Raw genomic sequence first — 13,873 nt, 5'->3', positions numbered from 1 at the left:
TTACTCGCGCGGCTTATCGATATAGCACTTACCTCTTAATTAAATTTATTTCAGACAAGACAATATTATGGCCTTTGTCCCGCGCCTTTATCTCATAATCCTTTGCCACAAACCCCAGCTGCACACCTTGTAATTTCCCCAGCGCCTCAGCGTCGAATCTATAGGGTTCAGAATGAGGATAATTCATCGGCATAAACATGGGATAAGCCTTTGTTAATACCGTCGGCATTGGCGATAAATCAGCTAATGGTATGCTAATAGACTGCCACCCAGCTTGCAATGTAACAACCGCGCCATAGGCTAGTCCATCCTCGTTTAACAGCGCAACAGACACATGTTCATTGGCTTGGTCTGCATAGATTCGCAGCTGAACGGTATTGTATCCCTTCAGGGAATGTTGAGAAAGCGCATTATCTTTGGCTGATGAGATACGTACGAGCATATTATCAGCTTCTGAACCTGTAGCAGATGTCAGCAGATTTGGGAGATAAAGTTGCAATCCAAGTCCTTGATCGCGCACGCCACTTTGGAAACGCCATTCACTACGGCCATTTTGTGGATAAATTAAGTTATCTCTATCGAGCGTGGCATTAAACAAGCTGACCGGAGTGCCTTTAGCACGCCACTCAAATTGATAAAAAGCTGCGCCACTGCGCTTCACAAAATCCCATTCATTTGGATTTCCCTCAGCATTACCTGGAAAGCTTGTTTGATCAGCAGCTTGAGTCACCACAAAAGCATATTCAATCGCCCCAGTGCGCTGCCAGTTTTTGACATCAGTGAGGGTTTGGAGATAGAGACTGCCATGGGCTTGCATCGGATACACCTTAAACTCACTATCACCAAGATAGCGCACATAAAGCTCAACCTTATCTATCGCTTTTGCGTCCATCACACTGGTGCTAAAGGAGAGCGCATCCCCCTGATTCAGCGCCTGCACATTCTGGTGCACTAAGCCTAAGGTTTGATGCGGCATAGGCGGCAGATAATAATGGTCATCAACCTTGCCCTGCTTTGATGCAAGTAACGATTTATCCTTAGCGAGTAAATACTTGCCAGGCGTTAACTGCACTGTGCCTTTGCTGGCTTGTAGCGAAGCGCTATTACCTTGGTTGATACCTTGCAGCCAATAATGCTGGCCTAAATCCGACAGAGCCAGATTAAAATGTCGCGAGGCTTGATACAAACGGACGGCTTCACGTTTTAAGCTCGAATTCTGATGTGGATCAGATAACACTAAGGCATCGGGATACACTTCTAATTGCCATAAACCATCAGAGATCTTATCTAAAAAGTAGCTACCATTGCCGTCATAGTTAACAATCGCAGAACTGCCAACGCCAGCGATATGCTCAAGCTTTTTAGGCGCTTGTGGCTTTTCATCTGTGTTATTACTGTAATAAAAACGCGCTGGCTGATTTAATACACTGACATCGTGGCCATAATCTAAGCTCACGTCAGCAAAGTGATTACTTTGCGGATAAGCACCGCCCTCAAAACCGCGAGGAACTTGTCTAAATACCTCACCGGCAATCAAAAAGCTGATGGCTTTTGACGGAGTGTAAAGTAGATTAAGAAAATGGGTATTGTAATCAGCATTGCTGCCCGCAATGACTGCCGGATCGTAGGAAAACTGAGTCGCCCATTGGAATCCAGCCTCGCGAAAACTGCGTGCCATTGCTGGATACATGACACTGGCAGTTACATCTGCGGCATCAAACTCATAAATCATTTTCGCCTTCGTCTTACAGGCCGCAATATCGGCGAAGGGATTGGTGTAATGGGCAACATTGACCAGAGTATTACTGTTAATCCGGCTCATTTTTACTAGCCCAGTCGGATACCACTGATAGGCAATTCCATCGATATTAGAATCGCATACCGCTTTTGCAAAGGCTGGGTTGTCGCCCTGCTCGCTAATGTTATAAAACAGCGGTTTCGTTACGCCACTGTCATGGCTCACCTTAATTAAACCATCGATATAGCTTTGACTCTGATAAACATCACCATGGTGACTCGGCTCGTTAAACAATTCAAAGGCAATAATGTTGGCATCCTGACCATAGGTCACACCACTATAACGATTCTTATGAGCAAAGAATTGTTTCAGATAAGTGTGCGTTGCCGTAATAGCCTTAGGCTCGGTATTCATCTGCGCTTTAGTAAAGCCATTAGCAAATCCTTGAGTCTCAGTATCCGGCGCAGGATAACCATTACCCCACCACGCAATCGGGGTAATAATGGCGCGAATACCATTAGCGGCAAGCTTATTCAGTAAATAATCCAGCAGTTCTAGATGAACATTATCGACTAAATTCCCTTTTACATCGGAAACTTCTCTGTCGAAGACATGCACACGATAGCCCGTCACCCCAAGACGCTTAAGATGCGCCACATCCATATCGATAGCGGCGTGTATGTCAACACCGCTATTAACCATAGCACGGTAGGTAAAGGCAAATGGCGCAGAGTAATTCACGCCAAAGTGACGCACTTCACTGCCATCGTCTAGGTACAACACTCCGTCTTCAACCTTCGCATCATCCGCAAAAACACTCGCGCTCAATAACGGTAACAAAGGTGATAACGCAAGCACTGCTGCTAATTTGGTGAGTAATTTCATGCACAATTCCTTTTATTCTTCACTGTAGCCCGAAGGATTTTGACTTTGCCAACGCCAAGTATCCTGCATCATCTGGGTGAGATTGCGTTTAGCTTGCCAACCTAGCACAGTGCTGGCTTTATCGGCATTGGCCCAAAATGCAGCGAGATCGCCCGCGCGACGTGGCGCTATCTCATAGGGAACAGGCACACCACTCGCCTGTTCAAAGGCAGCGATAATGTCCAGCACTGACACACCTTGACCCGTTCCTAAGTTGAACGCTTCAATGCCACGCTGCAATGGATGGTCTGCCAACCAATTAAGCGCCGCCGTATGGCCTTCGGCTAAATCCATCACATGCAGATAATCCCGTAAACAGGTGCCATCTTGCGTTGGATAATCACCACCAAAGACACTTAAATGGGCGCGGCGACCCACTGCGACTTGGGCTAAATAAGGTAATAAATTATTCGGGATCCCCTTAGGATCTTCGCCTAAGTTACCGCTTTCGTGAGCACCGATAGGATTGAAATAACGTAGGGATACGCCCCTGAATTCAGGGTTAGCGGCCGCATAATCGGCCATAATGCGCTCGACCATCACCTTAGTCGCACCATAGGGGCTCGAAGGAGACCCTAGCGGCATTGACTCAAGATAAGGCACGATCGCCAGCTCACCATAGACTGTCGCCGATGAACTAAAAATAAAATCAGTGACTTGATGACGCTGCATGGCCTCAAGCAAACACACACTGCCGTGTACGTTGGTTTGATAATAAGCCAGCGGTTTTTGGGTTGATTCGCCAACCGCTTTAAGCGCAGCAAAATGGATCACCGCATCAAATTGATGCGCCTCAAACACCGCATCTAATGCTGCTTCATCGCGAATATCGCCACGGACAGACTCAATATGTTTGCCCGTCATCTCTTCAATTCGCGCTAACGGCACCTCACTGGCATTACACAAGTTATCAAACACCACCACTTGGTGGTCCTGTTGTAATAATGCCAAAACGGTATGCGAACCTATGTAACCTGCGCCACCTGTCACTAATACTTTCATCGTGTTACCACCAAGTTGTGTACAGCGCGATTAAAATAATCGCGATAATCGCAGTGTGTAGATTAAAGGATGGCGTGGTCGCAAAAGACACTTGGCTTAAATCCACAGTATTACTTGGCTGCGTTCTTGGGCGCAGTAAAGACACCAACACCCCGAGTCCTAAACACAAAAGGAACACCACGCTCATGCGATCCATAAAAGGCAATGTCGGCCAAGTAAACTTAAGTACAAATGACCCTACGGCGGAACCCAAAGCCGCCGCAATGGCGCCTGCCGGTGACGCTTTACGCCAGAACATGCCCATTAAGAAAATCACCACAATACCCGGCGTAAATACGCCAGTAAATTCCTGAATATATTGGAAGGCTTGGTCAAATTTACCCAGTAACGGCTCCGCCATGATCATCGCAATCACTAGGCTAACTAAGGTTGCCGCCCGGCCCACAAACACATAATGGGTTTGTGATTTAGCCGGTTTGAGATGACGATAGATATCCATAGTGAAAATGGTTGAAATGCTGTTAGTCATCGAGGCCAAAGACGAAACAATTGCCGCCACTAACGCCGCAAACACTAACCCCTTAATCCCAACTGGCATCAGCTCTATCATCGACGGATAAGCTTGATCGGGCGCAGAAAGATTGGGATATAAAACAACAGCGGCGATACCGGGCAACACCACAATAACCGGTACCACTAGCTTTAAGTAAGCCGCAAATGCCATGCCTTTTTGCGCTTCACGGATATCTTTAGCCGCCAATGCGCGTTGAATAATGTATTGGTTAAAGCCCCAATAACTTAAGTTCATGATCCACATGCCGCCCACCAGCACTGAAATGCCGGGTAAACTCATGTAAGCCGGATTATCACTGCTTAAGATCATGTCAAAATGCTCAGGTAGTTTCTCAGTCAACACACCAAAACCGGCTATCACACCCGCACCATCGGATACAGCATCTAAGGCCAAGTAACTTAAGATCAATCCACCAAACACCAATAACACGACTTGGATGATATCTGTGTAGGCAACGGCTTTTAAGCCACCATAAAGCGAGTATGCCGTTGAAAAAATGGCCAACATCATCATGCCTGTAAACCAATCGATTCCCGTGACCGTTTGAATCGCCAAACCACCGAGCCACAGCACAGCGGTTAAGTTTACAAACACATACACCGCAAGCCAGAATAGCGCCAACACTGTCTTTACTCGGCTATCGAAGCACTGCTCTAAGTACTGCGGCATAGTGAAAATCTTGTTTTTCAAAAAGATAGGCAACATGTACTTACCGACCAATAGTAAGGTAATGGCCGCCATCCATTCATAGGAGGCAATAGCCAAACCTATGGCATAACCTGAACCTGACATACCGATAATCTGTTCGGCTGAAATATTCGAGGCAATCAACGAGGCACCAATCGCCCACCAAGGTAAAGCTTTACTGGCGAGGAAGTAATCTTCAGTATTGCGCTCGTGATTTTTCTCTGAGCGTGAAATCCATAATGCAACCAACAACAAACCAATAGCGTAAATGGCTATGATGGCGATATCGAGTGTAGCGAGCTTCATATTCTTTACTCTTATTATTGTTTTATCTTATGTTAATGCGCTAAACGGCAACGAAGGCCCCATCGACCGCATGGCATAAATAGACATCGGCCTTAAGCCCTGTCGCCGCGTGATAGTCCTCGGCTAATGTGGCAAGCACGTTATCCACATGGCTACGTTCAGTTAGTGCCACTACACAACCGCCGAAACCGCCACCAGTCATACGGGCACCGCCATATTCACCAAGCTTGTCGGCCAACAAGGACACTAGAATATCTAACTGTGAAGTGGTGACTTCAAAGTCATTTTTCAGAGAATCATGTGACTCAGCCATTAATGTGCTGATCTGTGCCATATCGTGACGATTAAGTGCCGCTAACATGTCACAGGTGCGAAGACTTTCACTGATCACATGGTGGGCTCGGCGATAAAGTATCGGTTCGAGATCCGCTTTTGCGGCATTAAGCTCGGCTAAGGTCACATCACGTAATGAGGTTTTACCTAATAAGGCTGCAGCTTGTTCACACTGTTTACGGCGAGTATTGTATTCGCTATCAACTAAGCCACGCTTTACATTGGAATTGACTATGATGATGGCAAGATCTTCAGGCATACGAGCGTATTGAATGTCTAGACTACGACAATCAAGCAACATAGCGTTGTGCTGTTTACCCATGGCAGAAATCATCTGATCCATAATGCCGCAGTTGCATCCCACAAACTCGTTTTCGGCTTGCTGCCCCATCAAGGCTGCTTGTACGCCAGATAAAGGTAAATCATACAGTGCCGCCATGGTCTTTAAGGTCACCACTTCAAATGAAGCCGATGAACTTAATCCCGCGCCGCGTGGCACATTACCTTTGACCACTAAATCGGCACCACCAAAATCTGGTAATGCTTTAGCCAGTGCAATCAAACTGCCGCGGACATAGTTGCTCCACGACGAAACCTTATCAAAAGCGATATCATCGAGGGAAAAACTAATGCGTTCACCATCACAATCCAGCGCAACTACATTGATAGTGCGATCATTTCTTGCTTTACCTGCCATCCAAGTGCCAAAGTTAATCGCGGCGGGTAACACAAAACCACCGTTATAATCGGTATGGTCACCAATCAAATTCACACGACCTGGTGCATGGCTAATTTGTGTCGCAGCATAACCAAAGTGCTCTACAAATGTCTGCTCCAGCAGGGCGATAATGTCCGACTGAGCCACTGCTTGGCTCATCGCATTGATATCATCATTGCTATTATGGGTTAGGTTCAACGTATCTTGATTCATGTTTAAGACTTCATTTTATAGTGAACGGGAGACAACTGACGTAGGCGCTCGGCGGCCTGCTCAGGGGTCAAATCTCGTTGGGCTTCGGCAAGCATTTCGTAGCCAACCATAAACTTACGCACAGATGCGCTACGCAGTAATGGCGGGAAGAAACTGGCATGTAAGCGCCATTCATCATGTGCTTCGCCATCGTATGGCGCACCATGCCATCCCATCGAATACGGGAAGGAACACTGGAACAGATTGTCATAGCGAATGGTAATTTGGCTCAAAATATCTGCCAAGCTGGCCTGCTGACTGGCGCTTAAATCTGTCATACGCTGAATTGCAAAACGTGGCAGTAGTAAAGTTTCAAATGGCCAAGCGGCCCAATAAGGCACAACCACTGCCCAATCTTCATTGCTCACCACCAAACGCTCACAGCTGACAACTTCTTGCTCCACATAATCGGCAAGCAAGGCTGTACCCTGTTGCTTGAAATACTCACTCTGACTTTGTTGCTTGCGCTCTATTAGTGTGGGCAGTTGGGTCTGGGCCCAAATTTGCCCATGGGGATGTGGATTGGAGCAGCCCATAACAGCGCCTTTATTCTCAAACACTTGCACCCAAACATAACGCTGGGATAAATCGGCACACTGACTCTGCCAAGTTTCAATCACTTTAATGATTGAATCAACTGAGAGCTCAGGTAGGGTTTTAGCATGATCGGGTGAGAAGCATATTACTCGACTCTCACCTTGTTCGGTACGCATGCGAAACAGTGGAGAATTTTGTTGAAATTTTGGCGTATCAGCTTTTAACGCAGCAAAGTCATTGGTGAAAACAAACGTATCTGTGTAGCTCGGATTAACCTCACCATTAATACGTGTGTTACCCGAACACAAAAAGCAGCTCGGATCGTGACTCGGCTTTGGCGCGTCATCGACAGCCTCAACTTGGCCTTGCCAAGGACGTTTTGCCCTATGGGGCGACACTAAAACCCATTCTCCCAGCAGCGGATTATAGCGGCGATGTGGGTGTTCAGTCGGATCAAATTCGGGGTTCATGATATTACTCAACTCATTCATGGTATTAGAATTTCAACTCTGCAGTTAAAGGTGTAACGGCATTTTCAAGGTTGAAACTTGCTCGCAAGTGCGCGCCTTTGGCGCCGTTATGTACTCGAACTAAAGCCGTAGCAACGCCTTTTTCAGTCACTATCGCTTCAGGGTTAAGTACCTCAATAGCGCTATCGGCTTCAAAGCTGACGACTTTGCCATTCATAGGAACGGTGGTGCCATTAGTATCAACTAATCTGACATTGACAAATAACACATCACTGCCAGTAGGATTAACAGGTACACCTGCGGTATCGAGTGAAATCTCAAGGGCGTGAATCGCTTCTGGGGTGCTAACACTGTGGGTTGCGACTAATTTATTGCCAATAAAAGCCTTCGCACTCAACTTTCCGGCCTCAAAACGTGGCAGATGAAAAGTAAAGGGTGGATGAGGCAGCTTGTCTGTATTCGCGCCGTTATCGGGCGTTTGACGGGCAATTAATTTGCCATTTAACCATAACTCGACGGCATCCGCGTTACTAAAAACCCGAACATTTGGCGAAGAGTCCGCTTGCCAATCTGAAGCGATATACACCATAGGTCCGGCATTGTATTGGGTTGACGTTAACGCCGGATCACGCTGACTTTGGAACAGGTAATAACTGAACTTAGGCTGACGATAAATACTCATAATGCCAGATGCTTCTAAGTCATTGGCATAGCCACGGTTATAGTCAAACATCACCCAATAACCATCAGCAAACGCTGGAGTGTGAAGATTATCGTTATGCGCTTCCTGTAGGTTCATCGCTTGTTGTAAAAGACGTTTCTCACCCGCACCGAGTAACTGACGACTGGTGCGTTCATCATCTTTTAAATCAGCCCATGACTGTTGGTTAAGACCCGCATTTTGCGCATAGTATTCCCAGTCACCGTACTCAGACACATTGTACGGCTGAATAGGTGTTTGATAATGCTGCATTCTATGTTGACGTGCTTGTAAATAGATATCGTATTGAGTCTGCCAACCTGCAGACATAGCACCAGGTAACTCCGCCTGAATAATACCTTTTAAATGCTCAATAAACGCCAGTGGCATCTCAGTTTCATTGAGCGAACATTCCCATGCTAATACGCTGGCATGATTGCGATCACGACGTATTAAATCTTTGCAAGATTGGTACGTTTGCTCAGCAAATGCTAGATCTGGAGAGTAATACTGCCAACCTAATATGTCATCAATCAGCACTAAACCTAATTCATCTGCAGCATCCATGAAAGCTGGTGAATGGGGATAGTGAGATAAACGGACATAATCAAATCCAGCCTCTTTAATTTTGATCGCATCCCGGTAATCAGCCTGATTTGAGGTGGCATAACCGACATGGGGATAATCTTGATGACGATTAACACCGCGTAAAAAATAGGGTTCACCATTAATCAGCAACTCATGCTTAGCATTAAAGGCGAACTCACGAATTCCAACGTTATTATTGCTTCGCTCAAGCAAGGTTTTACCTTGCCAAAGTTCAGTATTTAATTGATAAAGATTTGGATGAGTTGGATGCCACAGCTTTGGCTTTTTAACCGTTAGGCTCTGGTCAAAGACTTGCTGGCTATTGGCAGCTAAAGTGTAGCTTTGCGCTGTTGTTGCAACCGCTTTACCGTCGAACTCAAGCACCTGTTTTAAGGTGAAGTTAGCCGGTTTACTACCTTGATTACGGATATCGGTCTGAACGGCCACACTTGCCTTAGCCTTATTGTCTATCTTGCTCGAAATCAGTAAACCGCCACGATTAGGTAAATTAGTCAGCATCTCATCACTGACGTGCAGTGGCGCTTTAATGAATAAGTTAACCTCGCGGTATAAACCGCCATAGGTATTAAAGTCGAGTAATTGTAGCGGTTTAGGACCAGTTGTTGGATTATCGTTATTGTCTAACTCCACCCTTAACTGATTGTCAGCCCCGTAATTTACTGCAGTTGATATATCAATACTGAATGGCAGATAACCACCTAAATGCTCACCTATTGGCTTATCATTTAACCACACTCGAGTGGAGTTCATTGCGCCTTCGAAACGTAGGTAAAGACTTTGTCCTTGCCACGATTTAGGGGCATTGAATTGCTTTTGATACAGAGCAATACCCTGCCATTGGTCATTAACCAACAAAGGTTCAAGCTTAGGAGTATGGGGTAAACTCACCTTTTCCCATGCTTTAGCTTCAGGCTGAAACACGGTTGCGTGTGCGGGTGACTTTTGGAATTGCCAATCCTCATTGAACGACAGTTTGATAGCAGTCTGCGCCTGTGGCGAAGCCTGCACTTGCACACTGGGGAAACACAGTAATACAATTGCAAACAACAACTTGAAATACATACCAAGGTACCTTATAAACGGAATAAACCAAAAACTAGAAATCCCGGTAGTGAAAAATGAACCAAGGCGCTCACATAAGTGAGCGCTTCAGTTATGGTCACATAGAGAGCGTAAAGCCCAACACGTAACGGCGACCCCACTCTGCATTTTCTGCTACACGGGTTTTATCGTTGTCCCAATAACTTGTTGACGCTTCGTTAGTCAGGTTTTGCCCCTGTAACATCACTTTAAAGTTATCAGTGAACTGATATGAAATACTCGCATCTACAGTAGCTTGGGCATCATATAAGGAGATTTCGCTTGGATCCCAGCTATTGATCCCAGTGTATTCACTACGGTAGTCATAGCCTACTCGTGCTTCAAACCCTTCCTTGTAATACCACAAGGTCACGTTACCGACATTTTTAGATAAGCCTGCTAAAGCATATGGATTATCCTGTGGTGTGAATTCTTCCACTTCTGAATCAGTGAAGGAATAGTTAGCGTAGATGCCTAAACCATCAAATGGTGCCGGTAAGAAATCAAAGCCCTGTTGGTATAAGACTTCAAACCCTTTAATTGCACCGCCATCGCCATTGACTGGGCCGCTATATTCATAGTCGACACCATCCAAGGTTTTAGTGCTGGTCGCAATACCAATATGGCTCTGCATGTCTTTATAGAATAAAGACACTGTCATAGCACCACTGTCAGAGAAGTAATACTCGTAGCCAAGATCTACCTGATTGGCAATATATGGATCTAGCTCAGGGTTACCACCAGAAGCGGTATTTGGCGTTACTGTAGTATCGATTGAAAAACCGGTACGCATTTCAATCAACGGAGGACGTGACATAGTACGTGCTAAGCCGAAGCGTATTTGTGAATCATCAGTTATATTAAACAACAAGTTAAGTGATGGCAGCACTTCTGTGTATTCATGATCAATACTCGCAGAACCTAAAGAGCCATCAAGCAATTGCTCATAACCTTCTGATGTTGAGCGAGTATTTACAACACGAACGCCAATATTGCCCGAATAAGGTGTATCGCCCCATTCACTGTTGATATTTAACATCACATAGGCAGCACTGTTCTTTTCAGTTAAATTCCAAGATGCGAGCTTATCGGCGCTGTTTTGCAATGCATAATCAGCACTACCAAGCCCACCAAACGCATCATGTGCGACTTTATCCCAATCCTTTAATGCGTAAAGGTTAGGCACCTTATAGCCACCACCAAGAGCATAGCTTGTGCCGTAATTAGTTAAGCCATTATCAGCAACAACGGCTTTCTGCCAGTCTATGACACGGTTTTCCTTCTCGCGATCTGAATAACGTATACCGAAGCTTAATTGTTGAAAAATTCCCCAATCGACATAACGCTCAAAGTCTACACGGGTATTCACCATTTGATCCGACAGGTCGCGGTCATTATCGCCGATCATACCAATATTTTGTTCTTCCCAAACACCGGGTGCCGTCTCAACCCATTCCATGGCCCCTAAGGTGTAATAATCTGGATTAGAGATGTCTATTGCACTTAACCCTTCCGCCGAATTATCATGCACTTCAGCGCTGAAACTATTACCATCGGCCACACTCCAACCTAAATCATAACTAGGGCCGTTGTAGCTAGAGATAATATCAACCCATACAGAATCGATTTGTGCTTTAGAAAAACCGACATCCGCTTTAATGCGCCATATATCGCCTTCCCATACCGCATTCAATCCTGTACTCAACAACTCGTTTTCTTGGAACCAAGTTGCGTTATGCACCTCATGGTTTGCATAGGCTAACCCGCCTCCAACAAGCTGTTCACTACCGTCGGCCTTTGTGATGATCTCGGGTTGAGCTGCAGAATTGTTATAATTCCAATTTTTACTGCTTTGATAATTTCCTAAGTCATTGAAGTACATTTGATCTTCACGTTCTTCAATTTTAAACTTTGAATAAAACAGATCGTATTTTAGCTTTAGTTTATCAGTCGCCTGCCACTCTAGGATCCCCATAGAGCCTAAGCGTTTATTGGTACCAACTTTATCACCTGACTGTGCGCCCCAAGGTGCAGACTCTTGGATACCATTATCGTTAATATCGCCTCTATCAGCGCCATTATTGTAATTCCAACTTTTAGTACCACGTTGTACTGAAGGCTGATCCTGATAAGCAATACCGAAGGCATAACCTAAGTTATCGGTAATGTTATCAACGATACTAAAGCTCAATTTAGAGCCATTGGTTTGCCCATCTGGCAATTCATCAGCCAGATCGTAGTACATACCATTAGCGCTTAATGTTACTTTACGTTCGCTTTGCGCTAATGGACTGACAAAATCCATATTCACTAAGCCAGAAATACCGCCTTCAACATTACTGGCCGTTGGACTTTTATACACTTGAACCGAATTAATCAATTCAGCAGGAAATTGTTCGTAGCGCACATCACGACTTGGCTCACCACTAACAATCTCACGGCCATTCAAAGTGGCCATATTTAACCGAGGCCCCATACCACGAATTGAAATACGACTTGCGTTACCACGATCGCGATCGGCAGCCACCCCAGGCAGACGAGCAAGAGCGTCAGTAATAGTCACATCAGGCATATTGCCAAGATCATCGGTAGAAATTGTTTCGACTGTTTGTGATGAAGTACGTTTGCTAAACAGCGATTGTTTTAGAGTTGAGGCAAAACCCCTAACTTGTATTACCTCAACTTTTTCTTCGGCAGTAGCTGTAGCAGCAACCTCTGTTGTTTCTTTTTTAGTATCATCTTCCGCAGCAAAAGCATGAGTTACATAGCATAAAGGGAGCAATGCAACTGCGACTTTACTGAGTTTGAATATATTATTTTTCATTATCTTATCCATTCTCTTAACATTTATTTTTATAGAGTAGAGAGCGCGACAACCATTTTGTTAACTAGATGTATCCATCTAGCAGATATTTTATAACACCAAGGGTAAACGTTTTCCATAAAAATTTGCACAATTGTGGGTAAAAAAGGGTAAAACTATGTTTTTAAATGGATTAAAATTTATTGTAAATTAAGAGGATTTGCGTATTTTGCTCTAATATCGGGCATTAACCCAATGGAGTGCATCAAGATAGCGCAAATGAACTAAAAGAAATAAAGGGAAAAGGAACTAAATAGTGTTATAGAAAAGATTTACTCACCGAGTAATATAGGAAGAGTTAACTTGCTCAATCTTAAAAGGATAAATTGAATATTGCAGACTGAAATCAGAGTGCGGATTTGCCAGGAAAAAATAGCAACGGAAAAGACAAAGGCCTAGCATTTCTGCTAGGCCTTCTAAATTTGGCAGGGGTGGCAGGACTCGAACCCGCAACCATCGGTTTTGGAGACCGCTGTTCTACCAATTGGAACTACACCCCTGTTGACGAGGGGCATTATGCTAAACCCCCTTCCAAAGGTAAAGTACTTTTTCAAATAAAGTGCTCAATTGCAGTTTTTTCACACAAGTAAGCCGTTCAAAGGCATTTATGAGTAGCTTATGCTTTTACAGGATGCCAGTGGACATTGATTAATTTCGATTGTGATATGGCTAAGTTGCGAAAACTTACTTTCAAGTTGTTGCTTTAATTGCACAGCATCAATGTCACTATGGACTAGTAACGAGACAATCGCAGCATAATGTTCAGCGCTTACCTTCCAAATATGAAGATCAGTAACAATAACGCCATCATGCTCGAGGAAGTGTTTTATTCGTGACTTCTTGTCCAACCCGATTGAATTATCAAGCAAGATTGGACTCGTTTGCTTCATTAACCCCCATGCCCAACGTGTAATAATCACTGCGCCAACTATACCCATAACAGGATCGAGGAATGTCAGTCCCATATATTTACCAAAGACTAGCGCCACAATGGCTAAAACAGACGTTAAAGCATCTGCAAGAACATGGAAATAAGCAGCTCTTAAATTATGATCATGATGATGTACTGGCTCATGCTCA

8 protein-coding genes and 1 tRNA gene are annotated in these 13,873 nt (G+C 44.8%); all 9 read right to left on the bottom strand.

The window, feature by feature from the left end:
• Window positions 1–28: 28 nt before the first annotated feature.
• Window positions 29–2,623: a hypothetical protein gene (locus tag H5114_RS05845; RefSeq protein WP_182722440.1), complete on the bottom strand. Its 2,595-nt coding sequence runs from the start codon at window positions 2,621–2,623 to the stop codon at window positions 29–31.
• Between the two features lie 12 nt (window positions 2,624–2,635).
• Window positions 2,636–3,664: a UDP-glucose 4-epimerase GalE gene (galE, locus tag H5114_RS05840; protein WP_182698653.1), complete on the bottom strand. Its 1,029-nt coding sequence runs from the start codon at window positions 3,662–3,664 to the stop codon at window positions 2,636–2,638.
• 4 nt (window positions 3,665–3,668) lie between these two features.
• The gene (locus H5114_RS05835; protein WP_182698652.1) at window positions 3,669–5,231 is read right to left on the bottom strand and encodes a sodium:solute symporter family transporter; all 1,563 of its coding nucleotides are present in this window, start codon (window positions 5,229–5,231) and stop codon (window positions 3,669–3,671) included.
• Between the two features lie 40 nt (window positions 5,232–5,271).
• Entirely contained in the window at window positions 5,272–6,495 is a 1,224-nt protein-coding gene (gene galK / locus H5114_RS05830; protein ID WP_182722439.1) for a galactokinase, read from the bottom strand.
• A gap of 2 nt (window positions 6,496–6,497) precedes the next feature.
• Window positions 6,498–7,541, bottom strand: a complete 1,044-nt coding sequence (locus H5114_RS05825) for a UDP-glucose--hexose-1-phosphate uridylyltransferase (RefSeq protein WP_182698650.1) — start codon at window positions 7,539–7,541, stop codon at window positions 6,498–6,500.
• Window positions 7,542–7,566: 25 nt separating this feature from the next.
• Window positions 7,567–9,912: a glycoside hydrolase family 2 TIM barrel-domain containing protein gene (locus H5114_RS05820; protein ID WP_182722438.1), complete on the bottom strand. Its 2,346-nt coding sequence runs from the start codon at window positions 9,910–9,912 to the stop codon at window positions 7,567–7,569.
• A gap of 97 nt (window positions 9,913–10,009) precedes the next feature.
• Window positions 10,010–12,754: a TonB-dependent receptor gene (locus H5114_RS05815; protein ID WP_182722437.1), complete on the bottom strand. Its 2,745-nt coding sequence runs from the start codon at window positions 12,752–12,754 to the stop codon at window positions 10,010–10,012.
• A gap of 462 nt (window positions 12,755–13,216) precedes the next feature.
• Window positions 13,217–13,293 (bottom strand) — tRNA-Trp (locus tag H5114_RS05810).
• A gap of 105 nt (window positions 13,294–13,398) precedes the next feature.
• The coding region (locus H5114_RS05805; protein ID WP_182722436.1) for a cation diffusion facilitator family transporter at window positions 13,399–13,873 on the bottom strand (475 nt) is incomplete at its 5' end.

The organism is Shewanella sp. SR43-8 (genome assembly GCF_014163775.1).
GTDB classification, from domain to species: domain Bacteria; phylum Pseudomonadota; class Gammaproteobacteria; order Enterobacterales; family Shewanellaceae; genus Shewanella; species Shewanella vesiculosa.
The sequence above is the reverse complement of the archived record's forward strand: the minus strand, read 5'-3'. Positions and strand labels throughout refer to the sequence as shown.